18 protein-coding genes are annotated in these 19067 nt (G+C 41.9%); 10 read left to right on the top strand and 8 right to left on the bottom strand.

The window, feature by feature from the left end; translation table 11 throughout:
* Positions 1-8 precede the first annotated feature (8 nt).
* Entirely contained in the window at positions 9-725 is a 717-nt protein-coding gene (locus tag B9G53_RS24110) for a hypothetical protein (RefSeq protein WP_094535983.1), read from the bottom strand.
* Positions 726-749: 24 nt separating this feature from the next.
* Between B9G53_RS24110 and B9G53_RS27695 the strand changes: the two genes are divergently transcribed.
* From B9G53_RS27695 to B9G53_RS24085, 6 genes are all read left to right on the top strand, one after another.
* Positions 750-899, top strand: a complete 150-nt coding sequence (locus B9G53_RS27695) for a hypothetical protein (protein WP_176453342.1) — start codon at positions 750-752, stop codon at positions 897-899.
* A 149-nt stretch (positions 900-1048) separates the two neighbouring features.
* Positions 1049-1546: a GNAT family N-acetyltransferase gene (locus B9G53_RS24105; protein WP_094535982.1), complete on the top strand. Its 498-nt coding sequence runs from the start codon at positions 1049-1051 to the stop codon at positions 1544-1546.
* 99 nt (positions 1547-1645) lie between these two features.
* A complete protein-coding gene (gene rpmE / locus B9G53_RS24100) occupies positions 1646-1882 on the top strand; it encodes a 50S ribosomal protein L31 (protein ID WP_094535981.1) in 237 nt (78 codons plus the stop codon).
* Between the two features lie 81 nt (positions 1883-1963).
* Positions 1964-3070 carry a peptide chain release factor 1 gene (gene prfA / locus B9G53_RS24095; protein ID WP_094535980.1) on the top strand — a complete coding sequence of 369 codons (1107 nt, stop codon included), beginning with the start codon at positions 1964-1966 and terminating at the stop codon, positions 3068-3070.
* Between the two features lie 83 nt (positions 3071-3153).
* Positions 3154-4653, top strand: coding sequence for an isochorismate synthase MenF (locus B9G53_RS24090; protein WP_094535979.1), 1500 nt, complete (start codon positions 3154-3156; stop codon positions 4651-4653).
* A 16-nt stretch (positions 4654-4669) separates the two neighbouring features.
* A complete protein-coding gene (locus B9G53_RS24085) occupies positions 4670-5437 on the top strand; it encodes a Fic family protein (RefSeq protein WP_094535978.1) in 768 nt (255 codons plus the stop codon).
* 21 nt (positions 5438-5458) lie between these two features.
* Here B9G53_RS24085 and B9G53_RS24080 read toward each other — a convergent pair whose 3' ends face one another.
* Both B9G53_RS24080 and B9G53_RS24075 read right to left on the bottom strand, forming a co-directional pair.
* Positions 5459-5941, bottom strand: a complete 483-nt coding sequence (locus B9G53_RS24080; RefSeq protein ID WP_094535977.1) for a hypothetical protein — start codon at positions 5939-5941, stop codon at positions 5459-5461.
* 2 nt (positions 5942-5943) lie between these two features.
* Positions 5944-7359 carry a DUF3696 domain-containing protein gene (locus tag B9G53_RS24075; protein WP_094535976.1) on the bottom strand — a complete coding sequence of 472 codons (1416 nt, stop codon included), beginning with the start codon at positions 7357-7359 and terminating at the stop codon, positions 5944-5946.
* A 346-nt stretch (positions 7360-7705) separates the two neighbouring features.
* Here B9G53_RS24075 and B9G53_RS24070 point away from each other — a divergent pair, with 346 nt between their 5' ends.
* Positions 7706-8863 carry a hypothetical protein gene (locus tag B9G53_RS24070; protein ID WP_094535975.1) on the top strand — a complete coding sequence of 386 codons (1158 nt, stop codon included), beginning with the start codon at positions 7706-7708 and terminating at the stop codon, positions 8861-8863.
* Positions 8864-8974: 111 nt separating this feature from the next.
* Positions 8975-9733 (top strand): sterol desaturase family protein, encoded by a 759-nt coding sequence (locus B9G53_RS24065; protein WP_094535974.1) that lies wholly within the window; start codon positions 8975-8977, stop codon positions 9731-9733.
* An 86-nt stretch (positions 9734-9819) separates the two neighbouring features.
* Here B9G53_RS24065 and B9G53_RS24060 read toward each other — a convergent pair whose 3' ends face one another.
* Positions 9820-12237: a PAS domain S-box protein gene (locus tag B9G53_RS24060; RefSeq protein WP_094535973.1), complete on the bottom strand. Its 2418-nt coding sequence runs from the start codon at positions 12235-12237 to the stop codon at positions 9820-9822.
* Here B9G53_RS24060 and B9G53_RS24055 point away from each other — a divergent pair.
* Positions 12218-13555, top strand: a complete 1338-nt coding sequence (locus B9G53_RS24055) for an FAD-dependent oxidoreductase (RefSeq protein WP_094535972.1) — start codon at positions 12218-12220, stop codon at positions 13553-13555. The two genes, B9G53_RS24060 and B9G53_RS24055, sit on opposite strands and share 20 nt — an antisense overlap.
* 73 nt (positions 13556-13628) lie before the next feature.
* On the opposite strand, the gene B9G53_RS24050 is transcribed toward B9G53_RS24055, so the two are convergent.
* The 3 genes from B9G53_RS24050 to B9G53_RS24040 all read right to left on the bottom strand — a co-directional run bounded on the left by B9G53_RS24050 (position 13629) and on the right by B9G53_RS24040 (position 15680).
* On the bottom strand, positions 13629-14807 hold the full coding sequence (locus B9G53_RS24050; protein ID WP_094535971.1) for an Era-like GTP-binding protein: 1179 nt from the start codon (positions 14805-14807) through the stop codon (positions 13629-13631).
* A 7-nt stretch (positions 14808-14814) separates the two neighbouring features.
* Positions 14815-15396, bottom strand: coding sequence for a Uma2 family endonuclease (locus B9G53_RS24045; RefSeq protein WP_094535970.1), 582 nt, complete (start codon positions 15394-15396; stop codon positions 14815-14817).
* Between the two features lie 89 nt (positions 15397-15485).
* Complete coding sequence (locus B9G53_RS24040) at positions 15486-15680, bottom strand: hypothetical protein (RefSeq protein ID WP_094535969.1); 195 nt, start codon at positions 15678-15680, stop codon at positions 15486-15488.
* A 17-nt stretch (positions 15681-15697) separates the two neighbouring features.
* On the opposite strand from B9G53_RS24040, the gene B9G53_RS27690 reads away from it, so the two are divergent.
* A complete protein-coding gene (locus B9G53_RS27690; protein WP_176453341.1) occupies positions 15698-15856 on the top strand; it encodes a hypothetical protein in 159 nt (52 codons plus the stop codon).
* Between the two features lie 53 nt (positions 15857-15909).
* Here B9G53_RS27690 and B9G53_RS24035 read toward each other — a convergent pair whose 3' ends face one another.
* Complete coding sequence (locus B9G53_RS24035; protein ID WP_094535968.1) at positions 15910-18855, bottom strand: cation-transporting P-type ATPase; 2946 nt, start codon at positions 18853-18855, stop codon at positions 15910-15912.
* Positions 18856-19067 lie beyond the last annotated feature (212 nt).

Raw genomic sequence — 19067 nt, 5'->3', positions numbered from 1 at the left:
AACAAGAATTAATAAGACAATCTCTGCTTGAGACTTTCCGCGATCTTTGTCCCCAAATATTCAGGGATCAAATTTTCGTTTGGGCCCAACAAATACAAAATCAACCTTGTACGCCCGCGCCAAACTAATAAATTGGCATTCACCACCAGCAAATCCTCCTGCCAAATCGCATTCATCACTTTATAAAATAATCCTGGTTGGCTATCTGCCTCAACTAACAACGCAGGCAAATGAAATACGCGATCAACATAAAAATTTGTCTCTACTTTCTTAAGTCCACTATCAAGGTTAAACTCCAACGCCAACATTTCCTCCACCTCAAAGCGCCCCAAGAGAGTCTCTTTGATCGCCTTTCGCACATTTTCCGCCGTTTTTTGAGGCAAAGATTTGCCACCCCGCGAAATCACCAGCTTAATGAACACCAACATCGGCGTATGGATCTGTCCATACAAACTGAGACTATGAATCGTTAAGCCATAGGCTGCTAATACCCCGAAAATATCATTTAGCAAGAAAGACTGATTGCGATAGGCAAAATACAGCACACTCTTGCTACTTTCAGACCTTAACTCAATTACCGCTTCCTTAGTTTGATAAAGCTGATAAGCCAAACGCAAATTTTGCAGTTGAATGTCACTACTCACAAACTGCTCGTAAAACTGAGGAAAGCTCATGTTAAAGCGTTTCAGTAATTCGATCGTTGAGGTTTTTAGCCCAAACGTCATTGCCAACCTCCCGATCGCTTACAATTGCATTTCATTGTCCAAGATATCGCCCTAAATTTAGCTCTAAATATTACAGTAGGTATTACAGTAGGTGCGATTACCAATGTTGAATACCTCGCTAATATTGGTGGCTTAGTTGAAGGCAGCAATGATGGCATAATTCTACCAATATAGAGTCAAGACTGGATAAAAGCATCTAGCATTTAAATAACAGCATTTTAGTATTTGCGATCGCTTGATTTCAACAAAAGCAGATACAATACAAAGGCGTTTAGAATATCTGTAACAAACAGGGCGATCGCTGCTATATACAAACTAGGCAAATGGGGTTCTGGAAAAGCTTATTTGGTTCTGACACCCTCGAACCGACAAAAAAAACAAAACTTCGCCAAGTGCCAAACCAAAGCGGACAGATTTTCTTTAGCACCGAAAAAGATCTTGATCTCTACGAACTAGAAGAATTATGTGACTCTGTGGGGTGGGCGAGGCGACCGATTCGTAAAGTTCGTATTGCTTTACAGCACAGTTTTGTCGTCCTCTCGATGTGGGAGCATCGCGGAGGCTTTAGGCGTTTAATTGGGTTTGCTCGCGCCACATCAGACTATGCCTTTAACGCGACATTGTGGGATGTGGTAATTCACCCTGATTTTCAGGGCAGGGGTTTAGGTAAAGCGATGATGGAAGAAATGATCCGCGAGTTACGCAAATCCGACATTAGCAATATCAGTCTCTTCGCCGATGCCCATGTGGTCGAGTTTTACAGTCAATTAGGCTTCAACGCCGATCCCGAAGGCATCAAAGGTATGTTTTGGTATCCATAAGAAACAAGATATAGAGCAAAGCTCTATATCTTGTTTTAGATTGCCTAATTCTGTGCTAGTCTAGAAAAGCTTAATTTTTGATTTTTTATAGCTAAGACTATGCCTAAAGCTGGAATTCACCCGAAGTGGTATCCCGAAGCAAAAGTAATTTGCAACGGTGAAGTGGTAGCAACTATTGGTTCTACCCATCCTGAGATTAATGTTGATGTATGGTCGGGCAATCACCCCTTCTACACAGGCACACAAAAGATTATCGATACCGAAGGTCGCGTAGAACGCTTCTTGCGTAAGTACGGCATGTTTGACGAAAATGCTGCTGTGGAAAATCAGGTATAGCCAACCTTGGATTAATTCAAGATTCAAGGTTTCTTTCTGGCTTACTAACTTTTCACTTTCTTTTGCGGTAACTCAAATTCCATGCCTGCTGCTTACTTAATCAAAAAGCTCGAATCTGTTGAACAAACCTTCAATGAACTGACTCGTCGGATGGGTGATCCTGACGTGGCGACCGATCACGGCGAGTTTCAGCGCATTGCTAAGGTACGTGCTTCGTTGGAAGAGACAGTTCTGACCTACGAAACTTTTCGGAAGGCGGAGCAAGATTATAAAGAGTCGCAAGAAATCCTGAAAGAGTCTAACGACCCTGAACTTAAGGAAATGGCGGCTCTAGAGGTCGAAGAATTATCGACAAAGCTTGAGGAGCTTGAAAAGAAGTTACAGGTTCTACTACTGCCCCAAGATCCTAATGATGATAAGAACATCATGTTGGAAATCCGTGCGGGTACGGGTGGCGATGAGGCTGGAATCTGGGCAGGAGACTTGGTGCGGCTATATACGCGCTATGCTGAGCGTCAAGGCTGGCGGGTGAAGATGGTCAGTGAGACTTTGGCGGAAATGGGTGGCTTTAAAGAAGCGATCATTGAAGTCCAAGGCGATCGCGTTTATAGCAAACTCAAATTTGAGTCGGGCGTGCATCGCGTACAGCGTGTGCCTGCTACCGAATCACAGGGACGAGTGCATACCTCAACGGCGACGGTGGCAATTATGCCTGAGGTCGATGAAGTAGAAATTCACATCGATCCCAAAGATATTGAAATGTCCACAGCAAGATCGGGTGGTGCTGGTGGTCAAAACGTCAACAAGGTAGAAACTGCCGCCGATTTGTTTCACAAACCGACGGGGATTAGAATTTTTTGTACTGAGGAGCGATCGCAGTTACAAAACAAAGAACGCGCGATGCAGATTTTGCGGGCAAAGCTCTATGAAATCAAGTTGCGTGAACAACAAGCCGAGATTACCTCAATGCGGCGATCGCAGGTCGGTACTGGTTCACGCTCTGAAAAAATCCGTACTTACAACTATAAAGATAGCCGTTTAACTGAGCATCGTTTGGGGCAGAACTTTACTTTGCCACCGATTTTGGAAGGGGATCTAGAGGAAGTGATCCAAAGCTGTATTTCTAAGGATCAACAAGAACGTTTACAGGAATTAGCGATCGCTACTGGTGACGATTTAGTTTCTTAAATTAAAGGGTCGCCTTGCGGCTCTTTTAATTTAAGAAACTCTTTTATTGTGGCTGAACGGCGTTGTATGGATAAAATATAATCATGCAAGTTCGTCAGAGTGTCACCTATAGCAGCATCGATTCTAAATCTCTGCACGATTGGATTGTTAAAGCGATCGCTCAAGCGCAGATCACAGGGTCACCGATTTTATTTAGTTACTCTCAAAATTGGGAGTGCATTAATCCTTTATTGTTGTTGGCAAGTAAGTCCGAAGCTCAGCAACAAAAATTTTATTGGGAACAGCCGAATGCCGATTTAGTATTAGCGGCGGCGGGTTCAGTTGCCGAGGTGTCAGTTCCCAACCATGACTTAAGCGATCGCTTTGATTGCGCCAAAAAATTTATCAAAAATCATTTAACTAATGCAATCATTGCCAAGATTGCTGATCTCGAATCGTCAGAATTTCAAATTCCTATACATTTTTTTGGGGCATTTTCGTTTTATCGCAATGGGAGTGATGCGAGTGACTATCTGGATTTAGCAGAACCTAACGATTATCAACCAGTGATCGAATTTCCGACTTTACTCTTTTTTATTCCCCGTTGGATGGTACGACTCAAAGGTAAAAGTTGTACCTTAACCCTAAATCATTACATCCAGCCTTGGGATAAGCCTGATGAAGTATTAGAGCGTATAGAGAATTTGCGATCACATTTACAAGAAAGCGCCCATTACGAAGCACCGACAGTCCATGAGGTGAGCAAAATCGTAGAAGTTCAAGGTCAACAAATCTGGACAGAGATCGTCGAACGCGCCTTGGCTTTGATTCATCAAGGACATTTTGAGAAAGTGGTATTGGCTAGAGCATTGGATGTGTTAGCCGATCGCAATTTTGATCCGTTTCAGGTACTGCATGTTTTACGGTGTGAATATCCTGAATGCATTTCCTTTTTGTTAGATTATGGCGTGGGCAAAACCTTTTTGGGTGCGACTCCTGAAGTGGTGTTGCAATTTAAAGCTCAAAGTGATCGCCTTTGGTTACGCAGTGATGCGGTGGCAGGTTCGATCGAGCGTGGCAAAACTGTCCAAGAAGATCAAATGATGGGCGATCGCTTGCTCAATAGCGAAAAAGATATGCGCGAACATCAGATTGTGATTCGTTCGATCTGCGATCGCTTGCAAAGTATGGGCGCAGCGATCGATCCACAAGCGGAGACTAGTTTGCTAAGACTTTCTAATGTGCAGCATTTATATACGCCGATTACTGCCCAAATTGATGATCCTGATTGGTTAATTGCCCTTGATATTTTGCAGCAGTTACATCCAACGGCGGCAGTTGGAGGTGAGCCGAGAGATCGTGCAGTTTGCTTTATGCAGCAATGGGAAGCCTGCGATCGCGGTTGGTATGCTGCACCAATTGGTTGGCTAAATGGTGATGGTGAAGGGACTTTTGGTGTGGGAATTAGGGCGGGATATATTCAAGGCGATCGGGCGCGGATTTTTGCTGGTGCAGGAATTGTGGCAAATTCGCAGGTGGAAAATGAGCAAAGTGAAACCACGATTAAGTTTGCGGCTTTGTTAAAGGCTTTGGGTGCAATCTAATTTACATTCTGAATTTATGAGAACCATCGAATCAATCCTTGCTGATATTGATCAACTCAAAGCAGAGCTAGATATTTTGCGTCAATCTTTAGATAATGCCACTATTAAAGAAGCGTTAGAAGTTGAGTTTTTGTATGAAAGTAATCGCATTGAAGGTAATACTTTAACGTTGCGGGAAACTCAGTTAGTCATCAATGAGGGAATGACGATTAGTGGCAAAAGTATGCGCGAGCATTTAGAAGCAATTAATCATAAAGAGGCTATTTTGTTTATTGATGATCTTGTTTCTCAAAAGGTAGATTTATCAGAATATATTCTTAAACAAATTCATGGAATTGTCCTGTATGGAATCGATCGCGAAAATGCAGGAGTTTATCGTAAGTTACCTGTAGCGATCGCGGGAAGTAAGCATTTATCGCCACAACCCTATTTACTACAGGATTTGATGGAGGAATATTTCCAATTTTATAATCAGGAAAAAGATAATCTTCATCCAGTAGTTTTAGCCGCCGAAATGCACGAAAGGTTAGTGACTATTCATCCTTTTATTGATGGCAATGGTAGAACGTCCCGCTTAATCATGAATTTAATTCTGTTGCAACATGGATTTCCGTTAGCAATTATTGGTGGTGATTATGATAGTCGGATGGCTTATTATGATGCTTTAGAAAAGGTACAGTCTGAGAATAATAAAGAAGATTTTATTCTGTTAATTGCTGAAAAGGTTTTATTTGCTTTGGAAAGATATATAAACATATTAAGTCCCCAAAGAATCAAACAATAACTCAAGAAAATTCAAAAGATTTTAATTTTTAGGAGCTAGTTCAGGACAGAGAAAATTGAGACTAACACCTTGATTATCTAGAGCTTCTTCGTAATTACGCCAATCAGAGTCAACGGCATTAGCGATCGCAGGTTTTGCGGGATGGGTTAAAGCCACAGCAACAAATTTGCGATCGGAGGGATCGAATTTTTGAAGAGATGGGGATTTTGGAAACTCAGCAAAATCATTCTCGGCAATTTGGGTGATAGGAACTTGCTCGCAACGATTAGTGGCTTGATGTGTGTGAACCCATTTAAGAAAGGCATCACCAACACCAGGTTGTCCCGTACTAGAGTTTTTGTTTTCGTATTCACGAATAATAAGCCGATTGCTATCAAGTACAAGAGTCCCAGACTCTTTCAGATTTTGGAGATATTTGATGCAAGTAAGGACACAGGTCAAAGATGCTTGAGGAGCTTTTTTACTAGCGACAAGTAGGACATTTGTATCAACAATATGATGCATTCTTAAGCTCCAGTCTTCATCTGGCGATTGATTGCTGCTTCGGTCATAGCGACTAGATCGCCCATTTCATCGCCAAAAAATCCTTCGGGATAGTTGCAAATATTTCCATAGTCATCAATATCGAGAGTAACTAACTCTGAATCCCCTTGATCGTTCATTTTGCAAAAATAAAGTGCAGCATCATCATTAGTAAATCCATCTTTTTCTTCAGCCATGCGTCTTTGTAAGCGTCTTAGTAAATGTTCGCTATGACTTTCGATAATAATTTGAATATTGCGGGTTTTGATAACTTCGATAAATATATCAGCGAGTCCTGCTTGGACTGAGGGATGTAAATGTATTTCTGGTTGTTCAAATATGAGGGTTGCGCCTTTGGGTACGTAGTAACATAACACTAATATTGGTAATACTTGCGAGACTCCAAAACCGACATCAGTTATTAATACTTCTGCCGAATTAGGCGACTTCTGAACTAATATTTCATAATCACCACGATTAGGTGTAATTCTGTGTACTCGAAAGTTGTGGATCAATTCCAATTGTCGTAAAGCTCTGGCTACTGACAATTCAACTTCTAAATCTTTTTTCTGTGAAGCAAGAAGCGCAGCAACTGTTAATTCTCCATATTTACCAACATCTTGAGGACTTTCACCAGACCAAAGGTAAGTTCTTTTTGGGTATTCTCTCAAAGGGGCAAGATAGTAAGTATTTACAAACATCCCTGTATAAGAAGACACTAAATTTCCTAGATTGGAAATTGCTGATGATGATGGCATTCGTGCGACTTGTTGAACACTATAGTTGTTAACAAGTTGATGAAAAACGTACATAAACTTTGAAAAATTAGAATATTCAAATGCCAACCAATTTTCAAGGAAACTACCATCTATAGACAATTTATAAATCGTCTCAATATCATTTTCTATCTGTGAATTAATTGCAATATGATTCCATTGATTATCACTTGCCTTAAAGGAATATTTGAAATATTCAAGATTAATTTGATCATTGTCAACATTAATTTCCGATTCAAACTTCAATGATGATGTATATTTATTAGGTGTAAATTCAATTTGTCCATTTTCTTTAAAATCAACTTCCATAATCATGTATACAATATGGTCAGGGGTATTTCTTGGTATCCATTCAAAAGAAAATTTTATCTTTTCAGGTAATTGATGTCTGTGGCTAATATCGTAAGTAGTTCCTAAATCAACATAGCTATATTGATCGCTGCCTAGATGCAAAATACGATTGCGATCGCTTGACTCGACAGTTTGCTTTAGCATTAACAAAAATTGCAAAATCGCCGTTTTACCAGAACTATTCGTTCCAAAAAAGCCAGTCAAAGGAGCCATCCGAAACTCCCCCGTATCTGCCCATGACTTAAAATTCTGGATGCGTAATTGTGTAAACATTGTGAGTCCTATGAGCTAAAGCTTTTTTGATTTTCTGGTTAGTGCGATCGCCGATTTGGCAAATTGACTTAAAACAACATGATAACCACAATCAAAAGCTTTAACATGTCAGTTCTGATCGCTTGAGCTTCATCAAAGCTGGTGGAAAACAACAGAAGAGATTTTATCAGAAGATTTTGTGAATTTAGTAGTACAAACCTTCAGCATTATTATTCAGTTAAATTGCTAAGTCCACAACCCTCCCCACAAGACATAAGAATTACTAAGAAAAAAACTTGCAAACTTGGCAAAGTCTGTTAATGTTTGTCTTGTAAAAATACCTCGGTATTGTTCGGTGAGGTTGTCCGTGAGTGATTTGAAACGCGAAGCAGCACTACGAGAAGTTTTGGTGAAAGCAGTACCCGTGAATGATGACGATGATCTTGATGCGCTCTTAGGTGGTGAAGTGCTAGAAGAAAAAACAATCATTGAAATCACGAATATGTTGCGAGATGATGTGGATCTATTTTCAGATGATTGGTCATTAGATGACGACAAAAGTAATGATGCCGAAAATTTCGGAAACACTGAGTTGATAGCCGATCGCGATCGCCTCCAGAAAGAGTTAGAAGATCTGCGATCACAACACCAATTTGAATGTGAATATGTCGATCAGCTAGAACAAGAAATTATTAGTGTTACCAATGATCGCGATCGCCAAGTCACGGAACTAACTACCCAACTCGAACAGTTACAAAAGCAAGTCACTAATTTGCAAACGCATCCACCCTCATCAGATGATCGAGATTTAAGCGATCGCCTAGCGATCCATGTTTTGCAACTAGAGGAAGAGTTTAAACATCGCTTAGCGATCGCCTTAGAAATTGAATCGCAGAAAATTACCCAGAAATATGTGCAGGAAATTAATGACAAAAATGAAGTGATTCATCAACTGCAATGTCAAAACACAGCCCTAGATATTTCTCAACAAACCTTGACTACGGAGCTAGAGGCAACTCAAGTTCTACTCAAAGACTCCACTAAAACCCTTGAAATTGCTCAAACTAAGCTATCAGAAGTCACATCTCAACGGGATCAGATGGAAGAAGAATTAATTCAACATCTTTCTAATCAGGCGAAACTACATCAATCCTTGCGTGGTCTTGAAAATGAATATGTTAGCGATCTCACCAGAGTCCAAGAATTAGAGCAGCAGATCGAAGAACTACAAAATCAAGTGCTGCATCAAGCCTCTAAAGCATCTGAATATGAAGCAGCGATCCAACATTGGAAGGAGCAATCAGTCCGCCATCAGCACCACGCCCTCCAACTGAGCGGCGCGTTAGATCGGTTGCTAGCTGACAAACCAGTTAGGCACTTAACTCCACCGTCTCACCATCCTAGTGAGTCTATGTATGAGCAAGAATATCGATCGCCTGAGTCTTTATCAGAATCAACGCCAGTGCGATCGCAGCGTCCAAATTCAAAGGTAGATTTGCCATCTTTTCTAGTCAGACATCGCTAATTATCCAAAAATAGTAGGGGTACAAAAGCGCCCCTACTATTTTTGGATGAACCTATTATTGGGTATTGAAAGTCTAAGTAAAGATAACGCAAAGATCACTAAGCGATCGCCATGAAATTTGTTATTGCCTTTTTGGTGCTATGGCTTTTATTTGGCACACTTGAATGGTTATACCCACTGAGAAAAGACCAAAAGCACTTTCGTCAAGGTTGGCTGACAGATGTTGCCCATTTTTTCTTTAATCACATTCTGGTAAATATAGGAACATATTTAGTTGCAGCTTTTTTATACATCTTTTTTAGAGGCACAATTTCACCCTCATTGCAAATAACAGTCAGAAGTCAACCTGCTTTATTTCAATTCGTTGAAGCATTTTTCATCGCCCAACTAACATTTTATACATTGCATCGCTTAGCGCATACAGTGCCTTGGCTGTGGCGATTTCATGTAATTCACCATAGTAGTGCTGAACTAGATTGGCTAGCATCTGCAAGATTACATCCCATTGAAATGATAGTTGTCAATATTGCAGTGGGAGTTCCACTCTTTTTATTAGGCTTCACGAAGGAAACTTTTGGTGCCTATCTGGTATTTAGCGCCATTTTACCGATTTTAAATCACTCAAACACAAAATTTGAGTTCCCAATTCTCAATCGCATTATTGCTACACCTAATTTTCATCACTGGCATCACAGCAATGATCTAGAAGCGCGTAATAAGAATTTCTCTGGATTTCCCATCATTGATCTAATGTTCGGCACATATTATTTACCCAAAACTCGAAGCCCTGAAACCTATGGAGTTGATGAGACAATTCCTCCAACCTATTGGCAACAGTTAATCTATCCTTTTCAACCCCAAAAACATTAAAGGCGACGCGAGGCATTACCTTTAATGTTTTTGAGTTTATGTCCCAAGCTAAACTTGCATTGCTATGAAAGCCCATAGAGAGTTCTCTATGGGCTTTCATAAGGCAACCTAACAGTAAAGCAACTACCTTCACCGACTTTACTTTCAACACTTACTTGCCCCCCATGAAGTTCAGCAAGTTTCTTGACCAAATTTAAACCTAGCCCAGTACCTGCATACTGCCGACTCAGACTACTATCAATCTGCATAAAAGGCTGAAATAGCTTATTGATATCATCTAGAGAAATACCAATACCAGTATCAGACACCACAAAATGAAGCTCAGTTTTAAAATGTTCTTGAAAAGGTTCTTTGGTATCTACGGCTGCGTCATCTATGGCAACATGGACTAACTTGGCTTCTAGGGTGACATTTCCATTTTTAGGTGTAAATTTTACGGCATTACTCAACAAGTTAATTAACAACTGTCGCATTCTACGTTCATCAATCTCGATCGCCTTTGGCACATTGGCATGAATTACCAGATTTAACTGAATATTCTTTTGTGTAGCTTGGTGTTTAACAAAACTAAGGCTACTGTCACAGAGATAGCGTAACGAAACTGATGTTAGTTCCAGTGTGAACATTCCTGATTCAATCTTGGCAACATCAAGAATATCGTTAATTAGTTCTAGAAGATGTTGACCACTTTTTTGAATTGTTTTTAATGAGTTTTGTTGACGCTGGTTAAGTTCACCAAAAACTTGCTCAAGTAAACCTTCAGAAATCCCTAAAATGGCATTGAGTGGAGTTCTTAGCTCATGACTCATCGTGGCAAGAAATTCATCCTTAAGACGTGTAACTCTTTCTAGTTCTTTATTTGTGGCGAGAAGTTTTTCATTACTCAACTGAAGTGCTTCTTCAGCATGTTTGCGATCGCTGATATTTCTTACCAATACTAAAACTTCATCCTCACCACAGGGACTGATCCGCACTTCCTCATAAACCCATTCGCCATACTTTTGCAGCTTATGTTCATAGATTTGCACCTCACCTGTGGCGATCGCTTTATTAAATACGGCAAGTTGTTCGGAAAGAACTGACGGCGATAGAACTTCAGCAATATTTTGATTGATTGGGACGAAAGCTTCCTTGTCAGGCACAATTGGCATCATACAATCTAGACAAGTTCCATCTCGTTTAAGGCGTAGTAACAAGTCAGGAATTGCATTGAGTATTTGTTGTTTGCGAGTTTCACTTTCGGCAAGATCGGCAGTTCTTTGTTCAATTCTAATTTCTAATTCTTGATTGAGTTTAGATAGTTCCTGCTGCGTAGTTTTCAGTTCATTGATATTTTGAATCAGGGCAATATCATACATGGGCTGATTTTGAGGATCTCGAACAATGGAAACACTCATTAAGCCCCAAATAAATTGTCCGTTTTTATGGCGAAACCGCTTCTCAATATGAAAACTATCAATTTCATTGCTAAGTAACTTCTGATAGTGATAGAGATCGATCTCCAGATCATCAGGATGGGTAATCTCCTGAAATGTCAACACTTGTAGCTCCGTCTCTGTATATCCCAACATTTGACATAGCGCTTGGTTGACAGCAATATGCTTGCCATCAGGTGCAGCTAAGGAAATTCCCACCGCAGCATTGTCAAATACGCTTCTAAATCGCATTTCTGATTCTCGTAAAGCTTCTTCGGCACGCTTGCGATCGCTAATATTCTGAATAATTGTTAGCACCTCTCGATCATTAACTTTGACGATCTGCACCTCTTCATATTGGATTTGTCCATTAATATTCCATTGCTGCTCAAAGGTCTGAATCTCGCCCGTAGCGATCGCTTGTCTGAGTAAGTGTAATTTGCGATCGGCTAAATCTGGGGGCAGAACATCGGAAAGATGCTTGTTGATCGGGTCAAAATCAGGTGGCAGTAAATCCGCAACATAATTACTAGAGAAGCATTCCAAATAAATACCATCAATACTCACCCGATAAATCAAGTCGGGAATTGCAGTCAAAACAGCTCGCTTTTGAGCCTCCACATTCGCTAAAGTATCTTCAGTTAGCTTATTTTTGGCAAAGAGAATACTTTCTTGAGTCGCCACTCCAATGATGTTGTCAGAGTCATCAATTACAGGCAGATGACGACCTCGATATTGCTGCAAGAGGTTGAGCATTGACTCCAAATCTTGAATTTGCGATCGCCTAATCACCATTGGGCGATCTGAAATTGCCTCAATTATCGATAATCCTTGCAAATCTACCTGATTCTGCACTAGGTGCAATACATCCCACTTAGAAAAAATTCCGATTAACCGATTTTCATCAACCACCACCACACAGCTTGCTCTAGCTTCGAGCAAACTATGATCACAGGGCTGCCCAAAATCTAATGCATCAAATGATTGATTCATGAGACTAATTGCTTCCAGTACAGATCTTTCGGGCGCAATCATGATTGGGCAGTGATCTATGGCTAGGTCAAGATAAATGCTGTTTTGTACTAGCATTGGTTTAGTCGTTAATTTATTTAAGAGCTTGTTTAGAATATCGGTCGATTATGACCTCGTTGTAATTGGTATGAGTGCTTATGCTCATAAATTAGTTAGCATTGCGGCTCAACGTAAAGCCAGAGTTGCGTGGGTATGGGATCAAGTAAATGACTATTATCTCAATATTGATCAGATTAATCATATTTTACAGTTATTAAAAACTAAGGTAGGCGATCGCCCCAAATCTGAACGTTTAAAACTTTTTGCAAAGCAGCTTTCTCCAATTCTCCATAATTTTTGTCAGGCGGAAATGCTAGACATACTGCAAAAAAATGGGGTTGATGTGATTGTTGGGGTATGTAAATTTCAGAGCAAAGAACAAAACTCGTATATTTTAGAAATTAGCGAAAAATCTCTTTCAGAACTATCGAGAGATTTTTCTCAGCGCAGCCTCAGTTCACGAGCCTATGCGATCGCCCATGACACCCCTACACCCCTACGGAAAGTCTTTGGACTTGCCGAACATAATTACTTAACCGCACATCAGCTATTAAATTTACAAGATTTACCCAACTCGATCGCTGTTTTAGGTGACGACCCAGATACTTGTGCGATCGCCCAATCCCTAAACTTTCTGGGTGTACATACAAGCTTGATCACCAATAGCAGCCATATTTTGCCAAATGTTGATGTGGCGATCGCGCGGACTTTACAAGCACAACTAGAAGCAGAAGGGATTGAAGTATATACATCAACACAAGTAACGGCGGTAAGCAAGATTGAGCAAAATCGTTCCAGAATCTGGCTCAATAACACAACTATAGATTGCGATCGCCTTTTAGTATCCGTAGCGCCAAAAGAGTTTGACTACCCTAGCGATCGCCATATTTATCAATGTCGTAATGATCAAGATATTGCCAAAATTATTCACCAAACCTTGCAAACTAGTCTGTGGCAATCCGCACCTAGCGCCAAAGTTCCCGAAATCACCTATGTATCCACAACGCCACCACTCGCTCAGATTGGCATGACCGAAGTATTGGCAAGACTAAAGTATAAGCAAGTTTACGTTTTGGATAGCGATGCTGAGAATGGTTTATGTAAGATCATTTGCGATCGCCAAGGACAAATTCTTGGCGCAAGTATGTTTGGCGATCGCGCTCAGTTAGTGATAGAAGCTATCGCGATCGCTATGCAAGGCAAAGTCAAAATTCAAGATATTGGCGTTTTACAAGAGTTACGGATTACTGAGCAATGGACTGAACTTCATCGCAATCATGCCCAACTAGCCAAACTCAAAGACTGGTTTACTTTTCGTCGTGATTGGAACATGTAATTCGGTGCAAAGCGAACCAGATTTTTGATGGCGCGGCTTTGCCGCGCCATCAAAAATCTTTAGGGAAAAGCCCTTACATGTTCTGTAATCTTTGCAGGATGGAGCCTTCAGGTACAGATTGAATAATCGCGGTGATGAGCGTTTTTGCACCAAGCTTTCCAGAAGCGCGACTCTGTTCAATATCGGTGATGAGGCTCTTAAATAGAAACAACAAACTTAAGCCTAAACCAATAATTTGAACATAGCGTGTAACTTCGCTATTGATTCCCAAACCTCCTGATACACAGGCGATCGCAACAGTCAACAATAACCATAAATACTTCTTCTGACTCGGATATCTACCAATCGCCCAAATCACAAATAAGCCCGTAATCCCACCACTAATCAAACCATCCACCCATCGCAAAGGCGATATTAATACCGCGATCGCCTCTGTAATAAATACTAGAGAGGTGATCGCTGTTGATGCTTGTAATCTTTGGACATATCTCTGGGTGACTGTGTTTTGAATTTCTAACAGCGATCGCAATACATTTACGGCTAGCAATTCTTTACCTTCTATATTCAGCAACTCCAGAATTCTCTCTTTTAAAGCTTGGACATCAGGTTTTGGCTGTTCCCAAATCTCTTGACTATCACGTCCATCACTATATTGGATGCGTACCCTAACAGGCTTTGGTTCTACCGATGTTAAGACAATCTCTTGTGGGGAAATCAGTTGACGCATTTCAACATTCTGCAATGCTTGATGAATCGTAAGGCGATCGCCATCAGGATAAAGGTCAGTTTTATTAAAAACTAATAGAATCGGCTTATAGGATTGTTGAAGCTCCGCGATCGCCTCCTGTTCTAGCCTCGTCATATCCCCCGCAATCACAAACAAGATTAAATCCGCTTGCTTAGCTGCTTCTAGGGCAATTGCTCCACGCACTTCGCCGCCAACCTCATCCAGTCCCTGAGTATCGATTAATTGCAGTTGAATTTTGCCACCAGCATTCCACTCATAGACAGTAATATTTCTAGTGATGCCATGAATCGCTCCTGTCTCACTCAACTTCTGTCCAAGCAAGGCATTAATTAAGGATGATTTCCCTCGTGATACCATTCCAAAAACAGCGATCGCGATCGTGCATTTATCTAGCTTCTCTTCAAGAAATGATATCTCTGCTTGCTCAGATTCCGTTAATTCTTGATTGAATAAATTGCGATAGTTGATGAGGCGATCGCGCACCTGTTGAAGATAATCTTGCATGAAAAAGCTAACCCAGAATATCACGCAAATTAATCTCAATTTCTGGAATTACGCCACTTTTAATCACCGCATCCCCAGTATAGATAGATTCGTCATAAAAGCCTTCAACCCAAGATAGCAGCGTAATCTGGCTAAGCACAGGATCAACAATCCAATACTCCGAAATTCCTCTCGCTGCATACTCGGAACGCTTAAAACGATAGTCCCTTGCTTCATTTTCATGTCCAGCCGATACAACCTCGATTACTACCAATGGGGGTGGCATATCATGGGTAATCGTTCCTCTTTTTGTAGTTTCTAGAGCCGCTCGACATTCTTCGCCCAAGATGATCAGATCAGGGATTCTGACTCTAGCTCGACGACCACTTACCTCAATCGAGACTTCCTTATAGGCTAGTAAGTGAGAGGGGATAAATTTACCTAAAGCAAAAAACAGTCTTCTTGATACATCAGAGTTAAAAATTGATTCGGGTGGTATCGCAACTAATTCTCCATCCTCTAGCTCATAGCAAATGTCGCTGCCGTCATCATAGGCATAGTATTCTTCATAGGATAGATACTTGACTTGGGGACTCGCGGCTTGAACCATAGATGTTATTCCATTCGCTCAATGTATTTTATACCAAAAAACAAAACGACTACGCCGTTTTGTTTTTTGGTATTACTGTAGATACTGTCTTAAGCATCAAAAAGCTGACCGCAAAGGGGGTTTAGCATTTGCCAACAGAGATAATCGCGAGATTTTGAAAACATTGCTGCAAATGCTAAACCCCTACCAGAACAACCTAAACGCAAATAAAAACACAACTCAGACATTGCACCAACATAGCTCAGGGCAACCATTTCAGCGATCGCACCTAACCTGTATTCCATCGAGTTAAACCAAAGCAATGAAAAACGCAAACACGACCGAACCAGCAACCATCGCTAACCCCAACCTCAATATCACTAACCTCATGATGCCTATCAGCTACTCTCTAGCTGCGGTAATCGTCCTTTCTGGTCTAGGTGCTTTCCTTCGTCAACTATTCAACCTTGGCAAAGAATAGCCATGAGTGCAGTTACGATTATTGGTTAAACGCATAGGCGATCGCACTCCAAATCATAGCGATCGCGAATGTTTCCGCCTTCTAGCACGCAGGAACAACTTACGTAATTCTTCCAAACCAATCAAAATAGGTGGACAGGCTAGCAACAGCAACCAATGCCAATTGGTTAGTGAAGCAGTTCCGAACACTTGTCTAAAGGGAGGGAAGTCGATAAAGGCAAAGAGAGCCACACATTCCACACTAATTCCTAACCAGAGCAAACTATTATTTGCTAAGGATTGACGGAAGATAGAACCCCAAGACGAACGGCAGGCGAATAAATTACCAACTTGACAAGCCACGATCGCCGCTAAAGTCATAGTTGTCGCTTGGCGATAGATGCCTGTCACCGTGGGATCGGCAGTATGATTGAGAATCATCGGGGTCACTTGTTGCAAATCTGCTAGCGAGTAGCCATAGCTCCACCAGACAATAAAGAATCCCAACATTGAGAGAACTGCCTCAATTACGCCCAGAAATAGATAGGCGCGAATTAATAAGGGAACATTGAGCAGAAATTCCTGTTTAGGACGGGGTGGACGATCCATAATTCCTGCTTCGGGAGTTTCCGCTCCCAGCGCAAGGGCTGGAACCATGTCAGTACCCAAATCTACGGCCAGAATTTGTAAAATCGTGAGCGCAGGCGGAATCTTGAAGGCGACCATTCCTAGAAACGGCACAATTTCTGGCACATTTGAGGCAAGGATATAGGTCATAAACTTGCGAATATTCTGATAAATTGCCCGACCCTGCTCGATCGCCACCACAATCGTCGCAAAGTTATCATCAGTTAACACAATATCCGCCGCTTCCCGCGCCACATCCGTACCATTTTGTCCCATCGCAATGCCGATATTCGCAGCTCGTAAGGCAGGGGCATCATTCACCCCATCACCTGTTACCGCTACTATTTCACCAATATCTTTATATGCTTGCACCAATCGCAATTTATGCTCAGGCGACATCCGCGCAAATACCAGTCCATAACGATATTTCACCACTTGCTTTAGTTGTGCGTCTGAGAGATGTCCCATGCCTTCACCCGTAACCACTCGCACTTTATCGCTGACTAGTCCGATCTGACGGGCGATCGCTTCGGCGGTCAGTCCATAATCACCAGTCACCATCGTCACTTTGATCCCCGCTTGATGACATTGGGCGATCGCCTTTGGTACTTCGTCACGCGGTGGATCGAACATGGCAACTAATCCGATAAAGATCAGATCCTGCTCTAACTCCTGAGCCTTGAGATCGAGCAGTTCCTGTCCGCCTTGTCGCGCGGCTAGCCCTAACACTCGAAATCCTTGCCTTGCCAAGTCATCATTAGCTCTGACAACTTCATCCCAATAGTCATGGGTCAATTCCTGAGATTTGCCATCGCGCAAAATCCAATGACAATGTTTGAGAACTTCTAATGGTGCACCCTTAGTGAAAGCAAGATTGGGAGATGGACTTGACCATAGTTCGGAATCTTGCCAATGCAAAACCACGGTCATCATTAGGCGGCGCGAATCAAAGGGAAGTTCGCGTAAGCGTGGATATTGCTTTTGTAACTCTTCTAAATTTAGTTCTGCTTTTCCTGCCGCCACTAGGAGCGCCGCCTCGGTGGGATCGCCAATTTCTTGCCAACGACTCGGCGCATTGAGATGTACCAGACGGGCATTAGAGCAAAGCGCCGAACCAATTAACAAAACCTTGGCTTTCCAGGCAGTTTCCGAATCGGGAGGAATATTCACCTTGCCACTGCTGGGATCGTAACCAGCACCTGTAACTTCAATTAGCCTGTTAGTGAGTACATCATTAACATCATCAGGCTTGGGATTTGGATGATCAGCTTGCGTTGGCTCTGTCGGTAGCCACAGATAGCGCACGGTCATTTCGTTTTTAGTTAATGTCCCAGTCTTGTCAGTGCAAATTACCGTAGTCGCACTCAGAGTCTCGACTGCGGAAAGTCTTCTGACAAGCGCATTACGTCGCGCCATTCTCTTTACACCAAGGGCTAGAGCAAGGGTTACCGTCGGCAATAAACCTTCAGGGACATTCGCGACGATAATCCCGATCGCAAAAATAAAGCTCTCAGTCACATCCATCCCAATCAGCAAGTAGCTCAGGGCAAATACAGTTGCGCCCATACCGAGGGCGATCGCGGTAATCAGCCTTACAATCCGCGCTACTTGGATTTCTAGCGTACTGGGTTCGCGCTTTACGACCGTAGTTAAATGCGCCACCTGTCCAAACTCAGTTTCGGAACCCGTCGCATAGACCACCGCTACAGCTCGACCTGCGGCTACGGTCGAACCTGCCAACACAAGATTAGCGATTTCTGAGGGATTTACTTTTTCTTGCATCGGTTGTTCGCCTTGACGCAGCATGGTTTTACCGCCACGAATGGAAACTGCTTCACGTAGTCTCACAGGGAAAGGACTTCGAGCCACAGGCAAGGATTCCCCTGTCATTACGGAGACATCCAGATATAAACTTTCGGCAGAGATTAACCGTGCATCTGCGGAAATGCGATCGCCTTCTTCCAATTGCATGACATCGCCACGCACCAATTCTCTTGCAGGAATTTGTTTTAATTCTCCGTCTCGATAAACTTTCACCTGCATCGGCAAGACTTTTTTCAATGCCGATAGTGCTTTCTCTGCTTGAAACTCTTGCCAAAAGCTGAATATCGCGTTAATCCAGATCACCGCCCAGACTGCCCAGCCCAGTTCAGGGGTACGCGAAATAAAGGCAAGAATTCCTGCTACCCATAGCAACAGAGCCATAAAATGCGTCAACTGATCGGCAAACCGCAGCCACAATGGACGATGGGCAGGTTCAGGTAATTCGTTTGCACCAAATTTTTCTAATCTCTGTTGAGCTTCATTTTGAGACAATCCATTGGCAGTAGTTCCTAAAGATTGATATACCTCTTCAAAGGACAAAGCCCATAGTGGTTGGTGAAGTGATGCCATGCTGGTCTACTCCTGTAATGAATAGGACTACACTTTTAGCCGTGCAACTAGTTGCCAATTAAAAGTTCAAGTCTTCCTGAAGATAAACCTAACACTAGACGCTTTAGCAAAATCTTAAGAACCTATTTACAGTAATTGCCGATTAAATGAACCATCAGAAATTTTTGAAAGTCTTGCTTCGCAAGACTTTCAAAAATTTCTTGGTTTGGGTT

It is taken from the genome of Pseudanabaena sp. SR411, assembly GCF_002251945.1.
Lineage (GTDB): Bacteria > Cyanobacteriota > Cyanobacteriia > Pseudanabaenales > Pseudanabaenaceae > Pseudanabaena.
Note: the sequence above shows the minus strand (reverse complement) of the source record. Positions and strands in the feature narration are given on the sequence as shown.

Coding starts and splice junctions, on each gene's coding strand:
- B9G53_RS24040 (WP_094535969.1), bottom strand. CDS start 15,680: ATGGAATACAGGTTAGGTGCGATCGCTGAAATGGTTGCCCTGAGCTAT.
- B9G53_RS27690 (WP_176453341.1), top strand. CDS start 15,698: ATGAAAAACGCAAACACGACCGAACCAGCAACCATCGCTAACCCCAAC.
- rpmE (WP_094535981.1), top strand. CDS start 1,646: ATGCCTAAAGCTGGAATTCACCCGAAGTGGTATCCCGAAGCAAAAGTA.
- B9G53_RS24085 (WP_094535978.1), top strand. CDS start 4,670: ATGAGAACCATCGAATCAATCCTTGCTGATATTGATCAACTCAAAGCA.
- B9G53_RS24035 (WP_094535968.1), bottom strand. CDS start 18,855: ATGGCATCACTTCACCAACCACTATGGGCTTTGTCCTTTGAAGAGGTA.
- B9G53_RS24110 (WP_094535983.1), bottom strand. CDS start 725: ATGACGTTTGGGCTAAAAACCTCAACGATCGAATTACTGAAACGCTTT.
- B9G53_RS24050 (WP_094535971.1), bottom strand. CDS start 14,807: ATGCAAGATTATCTTCAACAGGTGCGCGATCGCCTCATCAACTATCGC.
- B9G53_RS24075 (WP_094535976.1), bottom strand. CDS start 7,359: ATGTTTACACAATTACGCATCCAGAATTTTAAGTCATGGGCAGATACG.
- B9G53_RS24090 (WP_094535979.1), top strand. CDS start 3,154: ATGCAAGTTCGTCAGAGTGTCACCTATAGCAGCATCGATTCTAAATCT.
- B9G53_RS24065 (WP_094535974.1), top strand. CDS start 8,975: ATGAAATTTGTTATTGCCTTTTTGGTGCTATGGCTTTTATTTGGCACA.
- B9G53_RS24105 (WP_094535982.1), top strand. CDS start 1,049: ATGGGGTTCTGGAAAAGCTTATTTGGTTCTGACACCCTCGAACCGACA.
- B9G53_RS24045 (WP_094535970.1), bottom strand. CDS start 15,396: ATGGTTCAAGCCGCGAGTCCCCAAGTCAAGTATCTATCCTATGAAGAA.
- B9G53_RS24080 (WP_094535977.1), bottom strand. CDS start 5,941: ATGCATCATATTGTTGATACAAATGTCCTACTTGTCGCTAGTAAAAAA.
- B9G53_RS24060 (WP_094535973.1), bottom strand. CDS start 12,237: ATGCTAGTACAAAACAGCATTTATCTTGACCTAGCCATAGATCACTGC.
- B9G53_RS24055 (WP_094535972.1), top strand. CDS start 12,218: ATGCTGTTTTGTACTAGCATTGGTTTAGTCGTTAATTTATTTAAGAGC.
- prfA (WP_094535980.1), top strand. CDS start 1,964: ATGCCTGCTGCTTACTTAATCAAAAAGCTCGAATCTGTTGAACAAACC.